20 protein-coding genes and 5 pseudogenes are annotated in these 22767 nt (G+C 51.9%); 11 read left to right on the top strand and 14 right to left on the bottom strand.

Annotation, left to right across the window (positions count from 1 at the left end; genetic code table 11):
* Position 1: 1 nt before the first annotated feature.
* Positions 2-928, top strand: a complete 927-nt coding sequence (gene fdhE, locus DES54_RS02935; protein WP_113865125.1) for a formate dehydrogenase accessory protein FdhE — start codon at positions 2-4, stop codon at positions 926-928.
* Positions 929-1025: 97 nt separating this feature from the next.
* Here the strand turns inward: fdhE and DES54_RS02940 are convergent, their stop codons facing one another.
* From DES54_RS02940 to DES54_RS02965, 5 genes and pseudogenes are all read right to left on the bottom strand, one after another.
* Complete coding sequence (locus DES54_RS02940) at positions 1026-1916, bottom strand: hypothetical protein (RefSeq protein WP_113865126.1); 891 nt, start codon at positions 1914-1916, stop codon at positions 1026-1028.
* Between the two features lie 8 nt (positions 1917-1924).
* Positions 1925-2419, bottom strand: a complete 495-nt coding sequence (locus DES54_RS02945; protein WP_113865127.1) for a CesT family type III secretion system chaperone — start codon at positions 2417-2419, stop codon at positions 1925-1927.
* A 390-nt stretch (positions 2420-2809) separates the two neighbouring features.
* Positions 2810-4759: pseudogene (locus DES54_RS02955) on the bottom strand (methyl-accepting chemotaxis protein).
* A 123-nt stretch (positions 4760-4882) separates the two neighbouring features.
* Positions 4883-5350 carry a YehS family protein gene (locus DES54_RS02960; RefSeq protein WP_113865152.1) on the bottom strand — a complete coding sequence of 156 codons (468 nt, stop codon included), beginning with the start codon at positions 5348-5350 and terminating at the stop codon, positions 4883-4885.
* Positions 5351-5448: 98 nt separating this feature from the next.
* Positions 5449-5751: an ArsR/SmtB family transcription factor gene (locus DES54_RS02965; protein WP_113865129.1), complete on the bottom strand. Its 303-nt coding sequence runs from the start codon at positions 5749-5751 to the stop codon at positions 5449-5451.
* Positions 5752-5840: 89 nt separating this feature from the next.
* On the opposite strand from DES54_RS02965, the gene DES54_RS02970 reads away from it, so the two are divergent.
* Together DES54_RS02970 and DES54_RS02975 are read left to right on the top strand one after the other, a co-directional pair.
* A complete protein-coding gene (locus DES54_RS02970) occupies positions 5841-6929 on the top strand; it encodes an NADH:flavin oxidoreductase/NADH oxidase (protein ID WP_113865130.1) in 1089 nt (362 codons plus the stop codon).
* A gap of 180 nt (positions 6930-7109) precedes the next feature.
* Complete coding sequence (locus DES54_RS02975) at positions 7110-8231, top strand: MBL fold metallo-hydrolase (protein ID WP_113865131.1); 1122 nt, start codon at positions 7110-7112, stop codon at positions 8229-8231.
* A gap of 153 nt (positions 8232-8384) precedes the next feature.
* Here DES54_RS02975 and DES54_RS02980 read toward each other — a convergent pair whose 3' ends face one another.
* Positions 8385-9761 (bottom strand): salicylate synthase, encoded by a 1377-nt coding sequence (locus tag DES54_RS02980; RefSeq protein ID WP_169050435.1) that lies wholly within the window; start codon positions 9759-9761, stop codon positions 8385-8387.
* A 397-nt stretch (positions 9762-10158) separates the two neighbouring features.
* On the opposite strand from DES54_RS02980, the gene blh reads away from it, so the two are divergent.
* From blh to DES54_RS03010, 6 genes and pseudogenes are all read left to right on the top strand, one after another.
* Entirely contained in the window at positions 10159-11457 is a 1299-nt protein-coding gene (blh, locus tag DES54_RS02985; protein WP_113865133.1) for a bifunctional sulfur transferase/dioxygenase Blh, read from the top strand.
* Positions 11454-11795: a sulfite-sensing transcriptional repressor BigR gene (gene bigR / locus DES54_RS02990; RefSeq protein WP_113865153.1), complete on the top strand. Its 342-nt coding sequence runs from the start codon at positions 11454-11456 to the stop codon at positions 11793-11795. Before blh ends, bigR begins: the two co-directional genes overlap by 4 nt.
* A 29-nt stretch (positions 11796-11824) precedes the next feature.
* Positions 11825-12202 carry a YeeE/YedE family protein gene (locus DES54_RS02995; RefSeq protein ID WP_205680168.1) on the top strand — a complete coding sequence of 126 codons (378 nt, stop codon included), beginning with the start codon at positions 11825-11827 and terminating at the stop codon, positions 12200-12202.
* Positions 12199-12630, top strand: coding sequence for a YeeE/YedE family protein (locus DES54_RS03000; RefSeq protein ID WP_113865135.1), 432 nt, complete (start codon positions 12199-12201; stop codon positions 12628-12630). The genes DES54_RS02995 and DES54_RS03000 overlap by 4 nt, the downstream gene beginning before the upstream one ends.
* On the top strand, positions 12627-13397 hold the full coding sequence (locus tag DES54_RS03005; protein ID WP_205680162.1) for a sulfite exporter TauE/SafE family protein: 771 nt from the start codon (positions 12627-12629) through the stop codon (positions 13395-13397). Before DES54_RS03000 ends, DES54_RS03005 begins: the two co-directional genes overlap by 4 nt.
* Before the next feature lie 408 nt (positions 13398-13805).
* Positions 13806-14189 (top strand): annotated as a pseudogene (locus DES54_RS03010) (MFS transporter); the annotation flags it as partial.
* A gap of 50 nt (positions 14190-14239) precedes the next feature.
* Here DES54_RS03010 and DES54_RS03015 read toward each other — a convergent pair.
* From DES54_RS03015 to DES54_RS03025, 3 genes are read right to left on the bottom strand one after another with little or no spacing between them, the layout of a single operon-like run.
* Positions 14240-15088, bottom strand: coding sequence for a fumarylacetoacetate hydrolase family protein (locus tag DES54_RS03015; RefSeq protein WP_113865137.1), 849 nt, complete (start codon positions 15086-15088; stop codon positions 14240-14242).
* Between the two features lie 24 nt (positions 15089-15112).
* Positions 15113-16441, bottom strand: a complete 1329-nt coding sequence (locus tag DES54_RS03020) for a CitMHS family transporter (protein WP_113865138.1) — start codon at positions 16439-16441, stop codon at positions 15113-15115.
* Between the two features lie 35 nt (positions 16442-16476).
* Positions 16477-17172: an RraA family protein gene (locus tag DES54_RS03025; protein WP_113865139.1), complete on the bottom strand. Its 696-nt coding sequence runs from the start codon at positions 17170-17172 to the stop codon at positions 16477-16479.
* Between the two features lie 202 nt (positions 17173-17374).
* Between DES54_RS03025 and DES54_RS03030 the strand changes: the two genes are divergently transcribed.
* Positions 17375-18196: a LysR family transcriptional regulator gene (locus DES54_RS03030; RefSeq protein ID WP_276309728.1), complete on the top strand. Its 822-nt coding sequence runs from the start codon at positions 17375-17377 to the stop codon at positions 18194-18196.
* Here the strand turns inward: DES54_RS03030 and DES54_RS03035 are convergent.
* From DES54_RS03035 to DES54_RS03055, 5 genes and pseudogenes are all read right to left on the bottom strand, one after another.
* Positions 18126-19024, bottom strand: a pseudogene (locus tag DES54_RS03035) (GlxA family transcriptional regulator); the annotation flags it as partial. The gene DES54_RS03030 and the pseudogene DES54_RS03035 overlap by 71 nt on opposite strands.
* Positions 19025-19499: 475 nt before the next feature.
* Entirely contained in the window at positions 19500-20342 is an 843-nt protein-coding gene (locus tag DES54_RS03045; RefSeq protein ID WP_169050396.1) for a Gfo/Idh/MocA family oxidoreductase, read from the bottom strand.
* Positions 20343-20358: 16 nt separating this feature from the next.
* A pseudogene (locus DES54_RS19075) lies at positions 20359-20442 on the bottom strand (hypothetical protein); the annotation flags it as partial.
* The gene (locus DES54_RS19080; protein WP_276309727.1) at positions 20439-20777 is read right to left on the bottom strand and encodes an aminotransferase class I/II-fold pyridoxal phosphate-dependent enzyme; all 339 of its coding nucleotides are present in this window, start codon (positions 20775-20777) and stop codon (positions 20439-20441) included. The gene DES54_RS19080 and the pseudogene DES54_RS19075, both read right to left, overlap by 4 nt.
* A 398-nt stretch (positions 20778-21175) precedes the next feature.
* A pseudogene (locus tag DES54_RS03055) lies at positions 21176-21973 on the bottom strand (MFS transporter); the annotation flags it as partial.
* 85 nt (positions 21974-22058) lie between these two features.
* Here DES54_RS03055 and DES54_RS03065 point away from each other — a divergent pair.
* On the top strand, positions 22059-22767 hold a 709-nt coding region (locus DES54_RS03065), incomplete at its 3' end, for an IS256 family transposase (protein WP_113865144.1).

A 22767-nucleotide genomic window follows, 5' to 3' on the forward strand; every position in this document is an offset into this window, starting at 1 on the left:
GATGAGTATCCGTATTGTTCCTCAGGAACAGTTAGAAAGTAATGAAAAATCGGCAGCGGTGGGGACAATCCCACCGCTACTTTTTGCTAATTTGAAAAGTTTGTACAGCAGCCGCGCTGAACGCTTGCGTCAACTGGCGACCGACCATCCGCTGGGTGATTACCTGTTGTTCGCCGCCAGTGTGGTGGAGGCGCAACAGAAGGTGATGCACGACCACCCGCTACAGATTGATCTTAACGAGATACTGGCGCAGGCAGGTAATCGTCCGCCGCTGGATACCTCGGTGTTTCCGCGCGATGCGCATTGGCAGACGCTACTGCGCGCCTTGATCGAAGAGCTTAAGCCGGAGGCCAGCGGACAAGTGTTATCGACGCTGGAAAATCTGGAAAAATGCGCGGCGCAGGAGTTGGAAAGGCTGGCGACCTCGCTGTTCAACCTCCAATTCAGCGCGGAAAACAATGATAAAGCGCCGTTTATCTGGGCTGTGCTGTCGTTATTCTGGGCGCAGATGGCGAGCCAGATCCCCGGCAAGGCGCGGGCGGAACCCGGCGAACATCGTCAGTTTTGCCCGGTATGCGGCAGTATGCCGGTATCCGGCGTCGTTCAATTGGGCGCCAGCAGCGGACTGCGCTACCTGCATTGCAATCTGTGCGAGAGCGAGTGGCACATGGTGCGGGTGAAATGCAGCAACTGCGAAGAGTCCGGTGATCTAAATTACTGGTCGCTGGACAACGAAAATGCGGCGATTAAAGCGGAGAGTTGCGGTCACTGCGGCACGTATCTGAAAATTCTGTATCAGGAAAAAGATCATCGTGTTGAAGCGGTGGCCGACGATCTGGCGTCGCTGGTGCTGGATGTGAAGATGGAAGAAGAGGGATTTTCCCGCAGCAGCATCAATCCGTTCCTGTTCCCCGAAAGCAACCTCTGACCGCCTGGCAGGAATAATTTCCCGGCCCGTCTAAGGCGGGCCGGGAACGGCGGCTTTTCATTAAGCGCGGGACGATCGGGTATTGGCGCGACCTCATTTACCTTGAGAGGATATTATCGAAGGTTCTTGTTTCGTCGCCATCGGTGTAATAGGTGCTTGGATCGGTGGACACTCTGGCGTCAAACAGATTGTCCGACTCAGTAGCGAAGATATGTTCGACCAACTCGTCGCCAATCGACGGGAGATGTTGCTTATGCAGTTTTCTATCGATGGCGTCTGTGTCTAAGGGTTTGATCGACGTTAATCTGTCTCTGTCCTTGTTGCTAAAGGTATAGGCGCTATATTCTTCGTTACAATATTCACTCAGTACATCACGTAAGGACAGTTTTTCCCCGCTTCTTGCATCCTGAATAAACGTCTGATCGAAGGTTGACGCGCTGGGTTTCACCGGCCAGGCATCGACAACCACGGTATTTCTGTCGCCCCAACGTGACGCACGCCGATCGCCCAATAATAAAAACTCATGGGAATTCCCTTCCGGCAGGCGGGTACGCACGCGCATCATCGGCGCGTCCGTTTTGCCTTGCAACACCGCCGACGCGGTGCTGGCAAAGACCGGGCAATTTCCGCCTTGCATTTTCTGCGCGCGTTTTAACTGCGCCAGGGAATTTCCACCTGAATACGCATCATCGGCGAGTTTGGCGCGCGCCCAACTTTCACCGGAAGACGATGAAATATCCTTTATCTGGTTGCCGGCCCCCGCATGTAAAATATTTTTAACCACCTGATTGGCCCAGGCCGCTTGTGCCAGATTTTCCATGGTGCTGGATTTCACCTGCACGGTCCGGTACTGGTAACTGCTCAGCCCCAGACTTTGCGCCGAGAACTGTTCGTGGGTTTTAACGATACTGTGATCTTGATTAAGCGCATTCCAGGACGCGCCGGATGATGAACTGCCGCCGGAAAATATATGACCTAATCGGTTCATTTTATTACCTAAGTATTAAGCGGTTGTTTGAATATCGGTTGTAAGGGTGACGATGAGGACGGCCTGACGACATGCGGTTTCTGATCGTTATATTGCCGCATGCTGCGCGATTGGGCGCTGCGCAGCCATTCGCGCAGCGCATGCACTTCATCAATAAAGGCTTCCACCAGTCTGAATATTTCCACGCTATTCAACTCCGCCAAAAGTTGACGGGTGGGTAGCATCACGCTGTTGCTTTGCGGCTCCAGACCCACCACTAACACCGGGTGGATGGGGCTGAATGCGTTGGACGCCAGTAAATCGTAAAGTATCTGGTGGTGAGTCTCTTTTTCTAATTCGCTGACCACACAAACCATATTGAGATAATTTTCCTGCGTGCCAATGAAATGAATATCCAAACCTTGTTCAACAGTCATGATATACACGTCATGCCCATCCGCCGGTGCGGAAGAGACGTCGATACCATAGTGTTTAAACAGCATAAACATGATTTTATGAAACATGTTTTCACTTTCGTCCTTTATGCCCTGGATAACGGTTGAGTGGCGGCAGGGGAAAATAAGTTCCCGATTAATTCAGGATTATTGAATAGCGCGCCGGAGGTGGATGGCGGAGAAGTAAGGTTTTCGGCTACCCGTTTTAACTCGGCGACGACCAGCGAGGGAGTCTTTTCCCAACTGATGCGCTTGAATTTTCCTTCTCCTCGTTTTCTTACCCGCTTCATCGGACATTTAAAATGATCGGGGTTGTAAACACGCCCACGGTTAGTGCGACAACGCAGGTGGGGATGAAAATGATAATGATTTTTATGAGGGTTTGCTGAAACGGTCTGAACCTGTTGTCGGCGTTGCGTGAACATGGCGGTCACAAGACCGCGTTATCGTATTGTTTATTCAGGATGATGCCAACTGTTGCAGGGTGGTCAACTCTTCGACTGCCTCGTGCATGGCGTCCATCCCTTTGGCGGCTTCTTTCAGTTGGCCCAGATTGGCGGTGACGTTATGGCGTTCTCTGCTGGTTTCCGCACTCATGGACGCGATCTGATCGGCGGCGGAAATACTTTGATCCGCCATATCCTGCGTCGTCCCGACCGTTTGTGACGCCACATCGCGGATTCGGGCGATAGTGGCGACCGCATCATTGATGCTTTTTCGGGTCGCGTCTGACTGATCTTTTGATGAACGGGCCAGCCGCCGGACTTCTTCGGCGACAACGGCAAATTCCCTGCCTGCCTCGCCTGCCCGCGCCGCTTCGACGGCGGCATTGAGTGCGAGCAGGTTGGTTTGATCGGCGATGGTGCTGATCCCGACGGTAATCTGGCTGATACCTTAGGAAATCTGCTCCAATTGGTTCAGTTCGTATTCCAGATGGTTCTGGGCGATGCGGGTTTGCGTCGCCGCTTCACTGATGGCGCGAATGTTGGATTCCGCCATATCAAGCGTTTCCGTCTGCCGTGAAGTGGCGTGTTCCAACTGGGGCAACGCGGTCAGCAACGGGCTCAACGCTTCCTGATAAGCGATAACCCGATTGATCACCCCGGTCTGAATATGGTGCATGGCCTCCCAGCGGCGCAGCGCCCGATGGGAATAGTGGCCGGCAAACGCGGCATATTCGATGGGAAAGTGGCTCATGGCCTGGATATCATGATCGAAAAACGCCAGGGCGGACAAAGTTTGATTAATGGGAACACCGAAAATTTCGCCAAAACTGGAGAAACCGGCTGCCGGAACATTATCAAACAAGTTTGCCTGCGCCAGCGCGTTCTCATTATTCAACCTGCGCAGTACGCAATCATTCAGCAATAGCCCAATCGGTTTGCCTTTTTCGGACACGAATTGTTGCCAGTCACGACGCGTGGCGGCAATAAAGTCGGTGGCATGGAGCAGATAGAGCCGATCGCCAAACTCCAGATCGCAGAAAAAGGTCAGGCTGTCCGTCTGCATGGTGGCGACGGAGCGAATAAAGTACTCATTATCCACTTTCACGCCGAAGGTTTTACCCTCCAGGTGTCGGGCGATTTGATCGGATTGGCAGTGAAAATACTCCGCCAGGGCCTGAATAATCGATTGGGGCCTGCCATGAGTATCAAATACGGATTCCACCGTACGCGCCACCGGATCGGCTTCCGCCACCAACCAGCTTTGTCTGGTGGGTTCGAAGTTCTGACTTTTAAAGGGCGCAAACGATTTTCCGTCGGCCATCTGGCAAAAAATCAGCACGGCTTTGCCCTGTAGTATCTGGTCATCGTAGCCAATATAGGTGGCGCTGAAATCGAGCTTACCCCCTGCGGAACCGCCAATAGCCATGCAGGGGAAACGACCACTGGCATACCAGGCCTGCATCAGGAACCCTTCCGATGCGGAAAGTCCGTCGCAGTAAACCATCGCGAATGTGCGATCGGCGCACAGGCGCATGTTGACGTTAAGGCGTTCAAGTTCGCTGCGGATAGCCGCGCTCCGCTGGCTGGCGGTGGCCTTTCCCTGAACGTGCAGATCAACCACATGAACCTCATGATGGGCGATCAGCGTTTGCGGCAGCCACAGCCAACTACCTTGTCCGCTCGTCATTTCGCAATACATGGATGCGTTGACCCGGTTGCATAGCGTGCCTGTCGAGGAGAGCGTAATAACCGTGGTTTTGCTGTCAGAAAAACGTTGCCAGGCTTTACTGACGGTAAAGAAATCGGCATCCGGCGGAATAAAGACCAGTAAAATACCGCCTTTGTCGGCAATACCGAGTTTGTTTAATGATGTGGGCAGGCTATCGCAATCAAAGACACCGCTCACAGGGGATTTGAAACCGAAATAGCCGGCGCCAGAACGAAAAGACGATAAAATTCCCATAGTTCCCTCTCTTAATTTTATCACGACATAAGAGAGTCTAAGTCATACCGCCATCAGCAGTATGAGCACCCTGTCACGTTTATATCAGACCTTATAGAAGGAATAGGCCTCTCCGCCAGCCAGTTATCCGCGTTGACGAACCCGTGCGGTGAGTCCTTTGAGAAAGTAGCGCAGGATTTGATCGCCGCAGACGCGGTAATTTTTGTGATCCGGCGCGCGCATCATGGCCGTTAATTCAGGCTGAGAAACCCTGAAATTCTGCGCAACCAGTATTTCCTGAATATCCGTGGTTTTCAGCGAGAATGCGACGCGCAGTTTTTTCAGGATGATGTTATTGGTGATTTTACGCTCAAACTGTAGCGGCGACTGGTTTTCATCTTTGCCGCGTTTTTGCACAATCAAGCCATTGAGAAAATAGCTCATCACAATATCAGGGCATGGCAGGTAGCCGGCTTCATCCTCTTTTTTCACATAACTTGCCAGTTGCTGGGGCGGCACAGTCATGTCCACCAGCGCCAGGATGGCCAGCAGGTGGTCGTTATTTAAATTAAGCATATAGCGCACGCTACGCAGCACGTCGTTATTTATCATTGCCGGGGTTTTCTCGCCGTCGTCATCGTTATGGGCCTGCCAGTATAAGGGAATGATGAAAAAATACAGAGCGGATCTGTGTGCCAACAGCCAGCGGGTTACGCCTTTTGTGACAGGATCGCTGTCAGTAAACCGGGAAAACGCGCGTCCATTTCGCTATGGCGTAATCGGTTTATATGAGTGGTGCCGATATTGGTGGTATGGATTAGCCCCGCATCGCGTAATACCCGGAAATGATGAGAGACGCTGGATTTAGGGCGGCCGCCGTCCAGTTCGCCACAGGTGGCTTCGCCCTGCGCGGCCAGACGACGAACGATCTCCATACGCAAGGGGTCGCTCAAAGCGTAAAGGACGCGCTCAAGAATGATTTGATCGGCTGTAGGATGTTTAAAGGGTCTCATGTGCGGATTATAGCAACAGGGTTGTTTGAAATCTATTATTCGAATAATATCGAAATATAGAAGTATCCTGTAACCACTGAGGAAATATCATGTCAGCACTATTTCAACCCTTTAAACTGAAAGCGGTGACGCTACGTAACCGCATCGCGGTTCCTCCCATGTGTACGTATTCCGCTAACGACGGTCTGATCAACGACTGGCATCTGGTTAATTACGCTTCAATGGCGCACGGCGGCGCCGGACTGGTGATTGTGGAGGCAACCGCCGTCGCGCCGGAAGGTCGAATCACGCCACGTTGCGCCGGTATCTGGAATGATGATTTGGCTCAGGCGTTTGTACCGGTGGTGAAAGCCATCAAAGCCGCAGGCTCGGTGCCGGGTATTCAGATTGCTCACGCAGGGCGTAAAGCCAGCGCCAATATTCCGTGGGAAGGCGATGACCATATCGCTGCCGATAATGCGCAAGGTTGGCAAACTATCGCGCCGTCCGTCGTGCCTTTCGGCGCCAATCTGCCCAAAACGCCGCGGGAAATGACGCAGGAAGATATTGACCGGGTTCGTCAGAATTTTGTGGATGCGGCGCGCCGGGCGCGTGATGCCGGATTTGAATGGCTGGAACTGCATTTTGCGCATGGCTATCTGGCGCAAAGCTTCTTCTCTGTTCATTCCAATCAGCGTAATGACCAATATGGCGGCAGCGTTGAGAATCGCAGCCGTTTTTTGCTGGAAACGCTGGCTGCGGTACGGGAAGTCTGGCCGGAGCATTTACCGCTGACCATACGCTTCGGCGTGATAGAATTCGACGGGCGTGATGAGGAAACCTTGCAGGAATCCATTGAACTGACGCGCCGTTTCAAACAAAACGGTCTTGATATGCTCAGCGTCAGCATCGGTTTTTCCACACCGGACGCCAACATTCCCTGGGGCCCCGCCTTTATGGGATCGATTGCCCGGCAGGTTCGCCAGCAGGCGGATATTCCGGTGTCATCCGCCTGGGGATTCGGTACGCCCGAACTCGCTGAACAGGCAGTAAAATCAGGGCAGTTGGATGTGGTGATGGTGGGGAAATCGCATCTTGCCAATCCGCACTGGAGCTATTACGCCGCACGCGAGTTGGGTATCGATCGCCCGTCGTGGACATTGCCCACGCCTTACGCCCATTGGCTGGAAAGATACTAGTCCCCATTGTGCCCCACATGACGCATCATCTATGACTGGGGTTATGAACGAGACTGGAGTCACGAATAAATAATCGGTTCCGGCATCTGAAAATTTCACCCTGACAAGAGGGACGTGTTCTGCTGGAATAGTCTGGACTGGCGGCGTTGTGTCGCCAGCCCTGTTAGGTGTTTGATTACGATGATGACAATTTTACTGATTGTTACGTTAATTCTGGCAATAACGCTATACGTCTATCTCAGACGGCCTCAGTTCGGCCAGTCGCCAACAGGGGATGAGCTTGCAAGACTTCAACAATCCTCATTTTATCATGATGAAGGATTCAAAAACTTGACCGCGACCCCACAGTTGACGGGGGGCGGCAATACGCTGGTGACGATTGCCAAGTTTCTATTTGGCAAGGATGTCGATGCCATTCCGCCTGCGCCTCTGCCTTCCGTCAAAACCGATCTGCATGCGCTGGATCTCCAGCAGGATCTGGTCATCTGGATGGGACATTCCTCTTATTTCCTGCACATGGGCGGCAAACGTATTCTGATCGATCCGGTATTCAGTCTCAGCGCGTCGCCAGTGCCGGGGGTAAATAAAGCGTTTGACGGCAGCAACATCTACACGGCGGATGATATACCCGATATTGATTACCTGCTGATTTCGCACGATCACTGGGATCATCTCGATTACCCCACGACTAAGCAATTGCAGATAAAAATTAAACGTATCATTTTACCTTTGGGCGTAGGCACGTATTTTGTCCAATGGGGATTTGATAAGCAGAAAATCCATGAAGGCGATTGGTTCAGTACGCTTGAGCTTGAACAAGATTTGACGATCCACCTATTGCCAGCCCGTCATTTTTCAGGGCGTCTGTTGGGGAGAAACAAAACCCAGTGGGCTTCTTTTGCGCTGATCACGCCGCAACATAAGCTTTTCATCAGCGGTGACAGTGGCTACGGCGCCCATTTTAAAGAGATTGGCGATCGTTTCGGGGGTTTTGATTTAGCCATCCTTGAATGCGGACAATATAACGAAAACTGGCGCTATATTCATATGATGCCGGAAGAAACCGCGCAGGCGGGTCAGGATCTGAACGCCGCCGCCATCATTCCCTCACATAACAGTAAATTCAAGCTTGCCCACCATACCTGGGATGATCCGCTTAAGCGGGTAGTCGCGGCCAGCGAGAATAAAGCATATCGTCTATTGACGCCCATGATCGGCCAAACTGTCAGTATGGATGACAATCAACCCTCTTTCCCTCATTGGTGGGAAACGGTAGCCAGCCGTCCGGCACGTTCAGAATAACGCCGGACGGCGCAGCCGATATGTTTAGCCGGTCAGCGGCCCATCACAATAACCCGAAAGACGACGATGAGAATACCGATTCGCACGGATAATCAATTGCTGCAACGCCTGCTTTCATATGGCGCATGCAAACAAAGTGTGCTGATCAATGCATTAATCTGTTTTCGAGGTAAACAGATAAGGCCCGACGGAGGTCAGCTTCTCACTGGTTTCTTCCCATTCTCGTTCTGGCGTTGAGTTTGGCACCAGACCAGCACCGGCCTGCAACCAGCAGCGATCGCCATCCCGATAGGCGGACCGGAGCACCAGGGCGGCATCCAGCACTCCGTTGCTGTCAGCTATCAATACGCAGCCACTATAAAGCCCCCGTTTTTTGCCCTCATGACGGCTGATGCTTTCAAGCGCTTCTTTCTTAGGAATGCCGGATGCCGTTACTGCGGGAAACAGTTTTTCAAAGGCCGTCCAGACACTGGCTTCGGGAGCCAGTACGCCTTTCACGTGCGATGCCAGATGCTGGACGCTGCCGCGCTTCAGTATATTCATGAAATCATCCACAGCGACAGATTCTTTGCTGCATGCCTGCAACATTTCCTGCACCGCCAGTTTTACGGAAACGGCATGTTCCGCAATTTCTTTGATATCGGATTCCAGTTCTTTGCGCAGTCTCATGTCGATATCGGGATCGCCTGTAAGAGCGCGCGTACCTGCCAGTGGTTGTGTGGTAACGTTGCGGTTGGCGTCGACGGAGACGACAATTTCTGGACTGAAGCCATAAGCCTGAAATTCACCTTCGTTCAACAGGAACGAACGTGTTGGCGTATTGGACTGTCTTCCTGCGTAGTAGCTGGCGACCATATCCACGGGAACCGCTACCTCTACAGAACGTGAGAGAATGACTTTTTGGTAGCGATGAGCCTGCATATCCTGAACTGCCGATGCAACGATCTGTTGATAATGTTGCTTGCCAGTTGAGTACACATCCAGCTTGATCGGCACCTCGCACCGAGGTGGGGTATCTCTGTCGGCTTTATCGATAGCTTCCTTCATCCATAACATATCGGCGTTGTGTAAGGCACGCAATTGCGCCGATTCCTGACGTATACGAATTTCGCAGCGGGGAATTACAAGCCTCATCAACGGGCCGGTATGATGGATATTTTCTACGCCATAGGTCAGGTAAGAGAATTCGAAATCAGCCCTGCCATAGGCCCGCCAGTCTTCGAACGGGATATCCGCCAGTGCTTGTTCGATACTCGCGCAGGGAGAGGAGGCTCGCCATATTTTACCGTCACTACGCCGAATGACGCCATCCGCATCAACGATGATTTCCATGACCGCATCCACGCCAATTGCCCATTCGCCATCCCGTTCATAGAGAACATAGCTGCTGGCCTGATGTTGAATGCTTTCGACCAGTTTTACGGCCAGATCCAAAGGCGTGCTCGCAATCGGAATGCTTTCCTGCTGGTAATGCCTGACGGGAACTGGTTGAGCATTCTGATTGCCAGATGTAATAGATTTTTCTGCCATGATAACAATATTCCTTATTTGAAAACGCATGTATGTACATGCAACTACCCTAAGTTAAATCAACTGATGTGTTCAAAAAGCACTTGGACGTCGGGTGATGGAGAAAGATCGCCAAATCGATACAAAGCGTTGTACGTCTTCTTACCAGACTTTCAAGCATCGGCCTCGGATCGTCATGTTCCTCGTCTGTACTGTCAGTACTGTTATGTGGCGGTATCACTTGATTAGTTTCAGACATATGGTGTCCGCATCAAAAATGAAAGCAGGGAAGCGGGTTGCCGCCAAAGGCACCTAAGGCAAAGGACCGAATATGAAGTTGGCACGGCATCCAGATAGCTTGACACTTAAATAATATATATTATAGTATAATTTATACTAAAAACGTATGGAGCTCGTCATGACCGTTATCGAAATATCCCCAAAGCTGTCTGTCGCACCTCAGCCGAAAATTGAAGACATCCAGATGCTTCGTGAACGAGGGTTTACGACCCTCATCAACAACCGCCCTGACAATGAGGATGCTGTTCAACCGGGCACACGCGCCGAACAACGGGAGGCGCAGCGAACCAATCTCTCCTACGCATTTATACCTATCAAAGTCGACACCATGACCGAGGCAGACGTGCGCGCGTTTCAGCAGGCGGTCGATCAATCAGAGGGACGTGTATTAGCCCATTGCAGGACTGGGACACGATCCCTCAGCCTTTATCTGATCGGTGAAGTTCTTGACGGTCGCATGTCTGTTGATGAAGCGGCCGAATTCGGGCGCACTCGCGGTTTTGACACCAGCGCCGTGATCGCTTGGCTTAAGTGCCATGCCGCGCGCCGGCCTCATGTAAAAGGTTTCTTCGACAAGCACACATCGAGTATCCAGTACGTCGTGTCCGATCCGGCGACGCGGAGGTGTGCAATCATTGATCCTGTGCTCGACTTCGATGAGAAGTCCGGTGCAACGGCGACTATCAATGCCGACGCAATCCTCGCCTATGTTCGTGACAATGACCTGACAATCGATTGGATACTCGACACCCATCCTCATGCAGATCACTTCTCGGCAGCGCATTATCTGAAGGAAAAGACCGGCGCGCCGATGGCGATCGGGGAGCGCGTCAAGGACGTCCAAACGCTGTGGAAGGGCATCTACAACTGGCCTGACCTTGCCACCGACGGCTCGCAGTGGGACCGGTTGTTTGCCGATGGTGAGACCTTCAAGATCGGTTCGATCGACGTCAAGGTGCTATTTTCGCCAGGACATACGCTTGCCTCGATCACCTACCTTGTGGGTGACGCAGCCTTCGTACACGACACGCTCTTCATGCCGGACAGCGGAACTGCCCGTACCGACTTTCCCGGCGGCGATGTTCGCAGCCTGTGGCGCTCTATCCAGGATATCCTCGCACTCCCGGATGATACACGGATATTTACGGGCCACGACTATCAACCGGAAGGACGTTCACCGCGTTGGGAAAGCACGGTGGCTGAGCAGAAGAATTTCAACGCTCATGTCATCGGCATTGGCGAGGAAGAATTCGTGGCGCTGCGGACAAAGCGCGATGCCTCGCTGCCAATGCCAAAACTCATCTTGCATGCGTTGCAGGTGAACATTCGCGGCGGGCGCCTGCCGGATCCGGAAGGCAATGGCAAGCGCTACCTCAAGTTTCCGCTCAATGCATTGCAGGGAGCAGCATGGTCATGAGCGTGGACCCGAAGACAATGATAAACACAAAACTGTCACCAGCGGAGATGTCCTTGCGTGCTGGCGAGGTGTCCAGCCTTCTGAAGACCCTCTCTCATCCGGCGCGGTTGATGATTGTCTGTACGCTGGTCGATGGCGAGTATTCAGTTGGTGAGCTGGAAGAAAAGATCGACGTTCACCAACCGCATCTCTCACAGCATATGACGGTCCTTCGCGGCTCGGGCATTGTTGAAACGCGGCGGGAGGGGAAACAGATATTCTATCGCCTGACGGAGAAGAAGGCAGCGAAACTAGTTGGCGCCCTTTATCATATTTTTTGCATGGAGGACAGTAAGTGAACACATATCTTATCTCGACAGTTGGAGGCATGCTGATTGGCACTTCGGCTGTCATGCTGCTGCTCTTCAATGGCCGCATCGCTGGGATCAGCGGGATCGTGGGGCGTCTGGCGCAAGGGATCGGCATAGCGACCAATCTCGCTTTTGTCCTCGGGCTGCTGCTGGGGCCGATCGTCTATCTGTTTGCTTTTGGCGATTGGCCGAGCATTCAGATCACCGCCGGCTGGCCATTAATCGTCATTTCCGGGCTGCTTGTCGGCTTCGGCACACGTATGGGATCGGGCTGCACCAGCGGTCATGGTGTGCTTGGTCTTGCCCGCTTGTCTCCACGGTCCATCGTCGCCGTCGCCACCTTCCTGACGGCTGGCGTGGTCGCCGTCGCAGTTCTTCGGGAGTTCGGATTATGATGAGAACCATCTATCAATTTGCGGCTGCGCTCGGCTCGGGCATGGTTTTCGGTTTTGGGCTATCTTTATCCGGTATGCTGAATCCGGCCCGCATCCAGGGTTTCCTTGACATCTTTGGTGCCTGGGACGCGAGTCTTGCATTCGTTCTCGGCGGAGCGGTCATCGTTGCTTTCTTCGGTATGCAGGTGATGAAACGTATGCGGCGTCCGCTTCTCAGCGAAAGCTTCGATGTGCCGACAAACCGGCGAATCGATGCGCCCTTGATCGTCGGATCAGCTATATTTGGTCTCGGCTGGGGGCTCGGCGGCTTTTGTCCGGGGCCGGCAGTCGCGTCCCTTTCTGTAGGTGTTCCCCAGATCGCTCTGTTTGTCATCGCCATGCTTATCGGTATGACAGTGCATGACAGGGTGTGGAGCAAACTCACATGAGCACCTCGACTCTTGCGGCAGTTGGCTCCGGCGGGATCGTCGGCTTCATACTCGGCTTGCTCGGCGGTGGAGGCTCCATCCTGGCGACGCCGCTGCTCCTCTATGTCGTTGGTGTGACGCAGCCACACGTGGCTATTGGTACGGGTGCGCTTGCCGTTTCGGTGAATGCCTTCGTGAATTTTGCAAGCCACGCGATAAAAGGCCACGTCTGGTGGCGTTGCGCCGTTGTCTTCTCCGCGCTCGGCGTTGCAGGTGCCTTCGGCGGTTCAAGTCTGGGTAAGGCGATGGAGGGCGATCGCTTGATCTTCCTGTTCGGCATTCTCATGATTGTCGTCGGTTTCGTTATGTTGAAGCCCAGGAAGCCGACCTCGGCAGAACTTCGGCCGGTTGACTTGAGAATGTGTCTGGCGACCGCTGCTATGGCACTGGTCGCTGGAGCTGCATCGGGGTTCTTCGGCATCGGTGGGGGGTTCCTGATCGTTCCCGGACTGGTGCTGGCGACCGGCATGCCAATGATCAATGCGATTGGTACCTCGCTCTTGGCCGTCGGTGCCTTTGGACTGACGACCGCTTTGAATTATGCGAATTCGGGTCTCGTAGATTGGTGGCTCGCCATCGAGTTCATTGGCGGCGGCATTGTCGGCGGCGTACTCGGCATGCTGCTTGCAACACGACTGAGCAGCTATAAAAACGTATTAAACCGACTGTTTGTAGCGCTTATCTTCTTGGTAGCCGCCTACATCTTGTACCGAAACTGGGGAATTTGATGTTTGGCCTGGGGTGCGTGACGTAGTCTTCGATACATTTCTCGCAAGTATGATTATCCAGAACTTGACCAGACTGTTTGTTTAAGTCGTCTTGCACTTTTCGCTCGCCATTCGGCGCCGGAACTTGCCTTTCAGCGTTTTGAAAAGATGCCGAGCTTGTCGCATGGCATTATCTAAAATCTCGGGTTTTAGGGCGATGGCGCGAACACATCCTGGATGAGGTGTTGGGTTTCCGGCTCGACTACATCAAGCTCCCCGAATTGGGATTCGAGGAATTTAAAACGTCGGCGTATATCGCCGGAGTAACGGAAGCAGCGGGTTTATTCCCTCCCTTGCTGGTAATTGTCAATGCGTTTCTTCAGCCCGCTGTTGCGCGGGGTTGATATTTTGCGCCGGCAATTTACGGATGCCGCCGCGCTGTTGCCGCGCAATCTGCACCTGACGCTGGCGTTAGTGCCGTTTGTGATGGGTCTGCTGGCGCTGACGATGGTGCTATTCGGTCATCTGGCGATGTTGGATGGTCGGCTGGTCACCCTGTGGGGCTTTGCCTTTGGCCTGGTGCCGGTGGGCTGGACCACCTGGCTTGCGACTACGGTGCCTGATGAAGCGGAAAGCGCGGGTGGGCTGATGGTGGCCTCTATCCAGTTCGCGATTGGCGCAGCGGCGGCAGGCGGCGGGGCGGTGTTCGATCTCAGCGGGGCAAGCGGTGTCTTTACCGGCAGCGGCGTACTGCTGGTGACGGCGATGCTCATCGTGTTCCTCGGTGTGCGCGCCAAACCGGTCTCCGCATAAACGCCGGCACACGGGCCTCCGGGGAGGCTCGTCTGCCGAGTGAGGCGGGTTTACTGTGCGTACTGCGCGCCGACAACCCGATTACTGAGGCGGCCAATCTTTTCAATTTCCACCGCAATCTCGTCGTTTTCATGCAGGAACAGCTGCGGTACGCGGGATTTCCCGACGCCGCCAGGTGAACCGGTCATGATCACATCGCCCGGTGAAAGCGTGGTGAAAGTGCTGATATAGGCAATCATCTCCGGGATGCTGTGCAGCATATTGGCGGTGGTGTCATCCTGCACCAGCTGGTTGTTAAGCCAGGTCTTAATGGTCAACTGGTGCGGATCGCCAATCTCGTCCGGGGTGACCAGCCAGGGACCGAATGCCCCGGTTGCCAGCCAGTTTTTCCCGGCGGTGTACCATTTGTACTGCCATTCACGTACCGAACCGTCCATGTAGCAGCTGTATCCGGCGACACAGGCAAGCGCCTCTTCCTTGGCAACATGCCGGGCGTGGCGGCCAATCACAATCGCCAGTTCGCCTTCATAGTCAAACTGCTCGGAACAGGCGGGCTTGATGATCATGCCGTTATGCCCGACCTGGGAGTCCGCAAAGCGCACAAACAGCGTGGGAGCCTGTTCCGTCTCGTTGAACTCTTTGCGCTTTTGCGCGTAGTTCATGCCAACACCAAAGATTTTACCCGGCTGGTCGATGACCGGCAGAAAAGAAATGTCATCGGTTTTCAGGTCTGTCGGGTAACCCTGAAAATCTCCCAGTTCTGTTAACTGATGCTGGCGTAAAAAGGTGTTTATATCGCGACAGCCAATATGGTGGCCAATATCGATAATCCCATTCTGCCGGTAAAGACCAAAGCTTCTTTCCCCGGTTTTATTCGCAATAAAGTTAACAATTTTCATAAATACATCCGGCTACTTAAGTTATTACAGTGGAACGGTGTTGGTCACCACCAGTGAGAAAACCATCACAATGGAGAAGACCACAACGGGAAAGAAGGAAAAACGGATATGATCTTTTAATTCAACACCGGTCAGGCCAATCGCTAAATAGGTAGTGGCAAATACCGGGCTTAGCATCATGGTGATATTTTTACCTACCACCATGGTCAGACCCATTTGCTCCCAGCTCAGACCATAATTGGTACCGACTTTGGCAACCAGCGGATAAATACCGTAAAAGAACGCATCCGGGCCGATAACAAAGCCGATTAACCCACCCAGTACCCCCATAATGATATGCAGATGAGCACCCAGAGAATCCGGCATAATATGCAGCACGACATCGGCCATTTCCGTCAGAATAGAGGCATCACCGCCGCCGCTGAGAATACCGACAAAGGCACCGGCCGCCATCACCGTCCCGGAGATCATATACGCCGAGTAGGCATATTTTTTCATGACCCCTTCCTGCGCTTTCAGGTTCGGGTAGTTAAAGATCATCGCCGCGGAGAAGGCGCACATAAAAATAATGTAGGCCTGAATATGGGTAACCAGCAGCAGCAAGGTAGCGCCAACAACCAGCGTCACATTGATGGCAAATAGCAGGCGGTTTTGTGGACCCTGTGTGCCGTGCTGCTCTTTGCCCGCCGTCAGTTTATCCGGCTCGGAGATGCTCTCCGGGATTAGTAAACCCAGGGCGATACGGCGTTTCTCGCGCATTCCCAGATACAGACCCAGCACAATCATGCACACCAGACCGAACACCTGGGTTGGAATCAGCTTGTGGTACATCACGTTGACATCCAGCCCGGAAACGGCGGCCACGCGCGCCAGCGGGCCTGCCCACGGCGTAAAGTTAGTGACACCCATCCCGGCAGCGAGCATACACAACAGCACGGTAGGGCGAATGCCGAACTTCTTGTAGATGGGCAGCATTGCAACGATGGTAATCAGCACGGTAGGCACCGATGAACCGTCCAGATGGGCGATGGTGGCAATACAGCCGGTCACGACCACAATCGCCACCACGCTGTTTCCGGCGATTTTCGTCATCCAGTTAACCAGCGGCTGGAAGACACCCGCATCGGTGACGATACTGAAAAAGATAATGGAAAAGGTAAACAACACCGCGTTGGGCGCGGTTTGCATCACGCCTTTCATAATATAATCGTTCATTTGCATCGGCGTATAGCCTGCGCAAAATCCGGCAATTATAGAAAGAAAGATAAACAACGAAATCGGCGTTGCTTTCCCTTTAATCAGAAAGAGCATCAGGCATGCGATAAGCACATAGCCAACCAGAGCAAGGTACATTTTTATTCTCCTTTATTATTTATTTACTGTGTGGCTTATAACGGACAACCTAATTTGCGCAGAATAGAATTGAATCGCTCCGGATCTGTCGTACCGCTGGCGTTATTCTTTCTGATATTTTCTTCTTTTTGTAGATGGACTTTTGCGCGAACCAGTACGCTTTCGACATCCGCCGGGGAGATAGCCAGTGCGCCGTCGCTGTCGGCAAGCAGCAAATCACCGGGGTTCACCACCATGCCGGAGCAGGCGATGGGGACATTCACTTCACCCGGTCCGCTCTTATCCGGCCCGCGATGGGTATGGCCTTTGGCAAAGACCGGTACCTCGCCGACTGCCCATTCGGCCAGGTCGCGGATTGCGCCATCGACCACAAAACCGGCGATTTTTTTGCGCAGTGCGGTGGTGCGAATCAACCCGCCGATCAGCGCCTGCGTCAGGTCACCGCCGCCGTCAATGACAATCACATCGCCCGGCTGTGCCTGTTCCAGCGCTTTGTGGATCATCAGGTTATCGCCCGGACGGACTTTGACCGTAATCGCTGGACCACAGATGCTGATATTGACGTTCTGGTGGTAGCGCTGTAACCCGGTCGCCCCGGTAATACGCCCCATGCAATCCCCGGCAACCGCCACCGGAATAGAATGAAATTCCGCAATCAGTTCGGCAGAAAGCGTATTCTGGCGTTCAGCAATATAAAACCCGGCTGGCCAGCCACTGCGTTTGTTATTCATATTTTCCCTGTCCATCTAAATAATAAAATGTGTAATCTTACTTTCAGTGCAGGCATTATTTCCCCTGCTAACCATTTTCACTAATATACTTTTTTACTTAATCGATGAATTTAAGGAATGAGTAATGAATAACAGAGACTTAGAGTACTTCATTGCCGCCGCGAAGATAATGAATTTGGGACAAGCATAACAAAATCTCAATATCACGCAGCCCGCGCTGTCTAAGTCCATCGCCCGCCTGGAAAAAGACCTCAGTATCAAGTTATTTAAACGCACCGGGCGCGGGCTGGCGCTGACCGAAGTCGGGGCAATCCTCTATCAGCGGGGGTTGATGCTGCAAAGCTCCTGGGATGAAATGGCAAAAACCATGGCGGAATTGAGCAGCGGCTGCGGTGGCGTGGTGCGGGTGGGCAGCGCCGGTTCTGCCACCCAGTTTTTGCTGCCGGAGGTGTGTAAACGGCTGCAGCGCGACGTGCCGAACATCAAGCTTGAGATCCAAATCGGCATGAACGACGTGCTGTTCAGTATGTTGGAACGTCATGAGCTGGATATCATCATCGGGCCGCTGGTGGGCTACAACAAAGCGGTGGAACAACGTCCGGTCACGGCTGACCGGGTGGTGGTTGCCGCCTCGCGCACGCATCCGCTGGCAGGAAAACCGGCGACGCTGCGCGATCTCAGCCGCTATGGCTGGATACTGCCGGCGAAAACCGTGTCGATGCGCCAGTGGCTGGAGCGGATGTTTTATGAACATCACTGCCCGGCACCGGATGTCAAAATCGAAATCAGTTCGCTGGCGGCGGTACCGGGCCTTATCGCCAGCAGCGGTCTGCTGAGCTTTATTTCCGAAAACAGCCTGGCCGAGAAAGAGTTCGCCTCATTATTGACGAAGATTGATAACGAACAACTGGTGATGGAGCGGCGCGTGGGGATTACCTGGCTGCAGGAGGCGTTTATTTCACCCGCCACGCAGAAGGTGATTGAAGCCACCTGCGCCTACGGGCAACCGCTCGATCTGAAATAGCGTGCAGCAAGGCGTTGACCGCGCCGCGAAAGGTTTTGCGCCATTCGAACGGGCTGACGCCCGGCTTCTGGCGAAACGCCTGACGAAAGGTGATGGCGGACTGGAAGCCCACCTGCTCAGAAACGCGTTCGACAGAGCGGTCGGTGGTTTCCAGCAGTTCCTGGCTGCGCCGAATGCGCTCACTGCTGATCCACTCACCAATCGACATCCCGGTCGATTTCTGGAAATGGCGGGTCAGCGTCCGGCGACTCATCGACACCTGTTGCGCCAGCGCATCAAAGTCATGGCTTTCAGGAACGTGTTGCTGCAGATAATCGAGCAGCGTATTGATGCGACTGTCCGTGGATCTGTGCGGCACCCGCCGGTCAATAAACTGAACCTGGCCACCTTCCCGGTGGGGCGGCGTCACCATGCGGCGGGTAATCTGGTTGGCGATGCGCGCCCAAAGCGCTGGCGAATCACGTACAGGCAGCAATCCAGCGCCGCCGCCGTGTCCGCCGAGGTGATAATCCGATCGTCTTCTACATACAGCACGTTCACATCGAGATGCACCCTCGGGAAGCGTTGCTGGAAAATCCTTTCAAACTCCCAGTGCGTGGATGCGCGCAACCCATCGAGCAACCCGGCATGGGCGAGCACGAAGGTGCCCAGGCACAGCCCGACCAGCGTCGCCCCGTTTTGCCGGGCGTTGACAAGCGATGCCATCAAACGCGGAGAAGGGCGCTCGTCGATATCTTCCCAGAAGGGCACCACCACGATATCGGCGCTTTCCAGCGCCTCAAACCCATACTCCGCCTTAACCGCCGTGCCATCTCTCGACCACACCAGGCAAAAAATATCTCTGAATGTGAAGAATATGGTAAAAGCATCCTACAAAATATATTGTCTCATATATTATACGTGTAAACGTTTTATTTCTGGGAAGATTTCATATTTCATCTCTCTGTAAAATGGTTCAAATGTCACGAGTTTATTCCCATCCGAAACGAAGTGAGGTAAGTCTGGAGCGTGTGCTTTTCGCGCTCAGCGATCCTATACGACTAAATACGGTAAGGATGCTTGCCTCTACCAAGAGAGTAAACAGCTTGTCACTTGGGCCTGGAATGCCAAGATCGACGATTACCCACCATACCCGCATATTGCGTGAGGCAGGGCTAACTCGGACAATGCCAGAAGGCCGTAACTGTTGGATCAGCCTGCGCAGAAATCTTCTTAGCGACAAATTTCCAGGGCTTCTTGAAATTATCCTCAAAGATCAAAATCTGGCATCAGATGCTAATAGCAATTGATGCCAGAATGAATATTATCCAAGCAATTCCAGTGATGACTCTTTAAGCAATAACTTTCTTTCACCAAGGTGAGTATAGCGGGCTGGTTCAGGAGTAACTGCGTGTTCTTGGATGTAATCCAGAGTTTCCTGTAATCGAACTGCTACTTCGAGACCTGGGAACGATTGTGACGGCGGGGTGCCTTCTTTTACATAGCCGTATACATCACTGCATAGTTTGGATAGCTTATAGATAGTCGCCAAATTCTCAACATTATTCTCTTGTTGTTTATCAATAATAATATTCTCACTTCCGTCTGAGTTCACTGACCATATGCGGAGATGATCGCAGTCCCAGGAAGGTGTATCGTATGTAATTCTGGAATGTATAATTTCTCCAAATTCATCCGTAAATGAGAAGTCAACATTTCTCTGACGCTGAATATTCACAAAACTGCTAAATCCAGTAACTGGGACACCATTAAGTTCAGCAGTAAGCAATACTGTATCGAGAATATGATCACCAGAAATGGAAAAGTCAGATCTCACCCCAGATACACTTTTTATACTGAGTGAGTGATTGTCATTACATATCCAGGTTATTAGGTCCAAGGGATGTATAACCTCACTCATCACACCGCATGTCGGTCTATAATCGTTGATGCGATTTTTCCCCCAGAAGAAACTTGCACGTATCAGTTTCCATTTTCTCTCACCAATAAGAGATTTCAGCAAAACAGTTGCAAAGGAATAACGTTCTACAAGATCCAGTGCAAATCCGCTAAGGTACTGGAGGCTGTTGCAAGCCGCTTTCCATCCATCTCCAGGCGTCGCTAAGGGCACCTCTATTGCCATACATACCGATGGCGTGTACTTCATCCAGAAATGTCATGGCATTATATTTTTTTTCCAGCCTGATGATTTCCGGAATAGGTGAAATATCACCATCCATTGAATAAATAGATTCAAATACAATCATTTCTTACATTCTAATGGAAAAGCAGAAAGAATTTCCTCAAGATGTTTAACATCATTATGGCGAAATATTTCCTTCTGAACCTTTACTGCCCGTATTCCGTTAATTATCGAGGCATGATTAAGTTCATCACTGATAATTACTACATCATCCATCAGGTGCAATAGGCATTGTAATGTTGCATCGTTGGAACTAAATCCGGTAGGAAAAACTAATGCAGCCTCCTTGTTATGCCATTCAGCCAGGCTGGATTCCAGCTTCTCAAAAAGTTCGTGGTTTCCACCAATATTTCTGGAGCCTCCTGCACCAGCTCCATACAGATCAACAGCAGTATGCATAGCCGTTCTTACCACTGGGTGTTGGGACATCCCCAAGTAATCATTGCTGCACCATACTACAGCAGAAGAATGGTCTGCTGTAATATCTGCAAGAGGGTACTTACCGCAAATTCTATTCAGCGTAACAAAATTTCTGTATTGGCCAGATTTTTTTAAAGCCTCAACCTTTTCACTAAAGAAAATTTCGTATATATTAATATCCTAAATTATTGTGAGACGTTGTTTATGAAACTTTTCATCAGATGAATAATAAGTGCTAAAAGAGCCACGAATATTGCGAATAACGGTAATGAGCTTGAATGGATATGATTATTCAAAATAGTGGCACCCATCACTACCCCTATTGACCCACCTGCATAATTTGCAGATGAATTCAAACCAATCAGTGACGTGGTATGTTATGGTGCGTAATTGATCAGGGAATGCTGCTGCGGAGCGATACTTGACCATCCTGCCAGCCCCCAGAAAAATGTGCCAGCCAAACACAAGTAAAATGAACCATACCCAAAGGCGATAAAACTACTCATTAACAAAGCAATCAGGATAAGAGTGGTTAACCAGGGTGAAATTAATTTATCTATGACCTGCCCTACAAACATAGCGCCGATCAATCCGCCAATACCCCAGAACCAGATCAGCATTGGAATTTCCCGCCCCATACCTTTATCTGCGCTTATTTCTGCAATAAAAGTATAAAGTCCCAGGGAAGCGATACCAGTTAGCAACGTGACCATTAGTGTCATCAGGGGTAATCTGGAAGTCAGTGCGGACAATCGTTCCTTCAGCGGAATGGCCTTTGGTGCTGAAAACGTTAGTCTATTGATAAGCATTCCTGCCAGAGAAATTATACCTAAAAGGGCGATCAGCCCAATAGTTGCCCGCCATCCAAATCTATTTTCTACCATCAGGCCGGCAGGAACCCCTAGAGCTGTGCCCACGCTAAGTCCTGCAAGTACTAATGCTAGTGCTCTTCCCTTATGCGACTCGTCAACCATACCGGCCGCACAGGCAGAGGTCAGTGGTGAGAAGATACCTGCGCCACACCCTGCAAATAACCTAGAGAACAAAAGCCAACTGAGGGAATGAGACAGCAGCGTGATCAGATTTCCTACAATAAAAATGACAATACCTGAAATCAACGCAAAACGGGCAGATGTTCGGGAAGCAAAGACAGGGGCAAGTAAAGGGGCTGAAACAGCATAGGCTGCAAGAGACTGTAATTAAAATTGTGTAATTGCCTGTTTTTGATATGTTCACTCCAGTAGCGGAGACAGGCAAATTATGGACGAAAAGAAACTCAAAGCCCTTGCGGCTGAACTGGCTAGAGGCCTTAAAACCGAAGCCGATCTCAATGCATTTTCCCGCATGTTGACGAAGCTTACCGTTGAAACGGCGCTCAATGCAGAGCTGACTGAGCATCTCGGGCACGAGAAAAACGCACCAAAATCAGGCCCGAATACCCGCAATGGCTATTCATCCAAAACACTGTTGTGCGACGAGGGTGAGATTGAACTGAGCACACCACGTGACCGTGAAAACACCTTTGAGCCTCAGCTGGTAAAGAAAAATCAGACGCGTATCACGCAGATGGATAACCAGATTTTGTCCCTGTACGCCAAAGGCATGACAACCCGCGAAATCGTCGCTACGTTCAAGGAAATGTACGATGCGGATGTGTCTCCCACACTGATATCCAAAGTCACCGATGCGGTTAAAGAACAGGTAACAGAGTGGCAAAATCGACCGCTGGATACACTGTATCCCATTGTTTATCTTGATTGTATCGTAGTGAAAGTTCGTCACGGAGGCAGCGTGATTAACAAGGCCGTATTCCTCGCTCCGGGCATTAATACCGAGGGTCAGAAAGAGCTGCTGGGTATGTGGCTTGCCGAAAACGAAGGCGCGAAGTTCTGGCTCAGTGTGCTGACAGAGCTCAAAAACCGGGGGCTTCAGGATATCCTGATTGCCTGCGTGGACGGACTGAAGGGCT

Origin of the sequence: Brenneria salicis ATCC 15712 = DSM 30166 (genome assembly GCF_003315515.1) — a bacterium.
Taxonomy (GTDB): domain Bacteria; phylum Pseudomonadota; class Gammaproteobacteria; order Enterobacterales; family Enterobacteriaceae; genus Brenneria; species Brenneria salicis.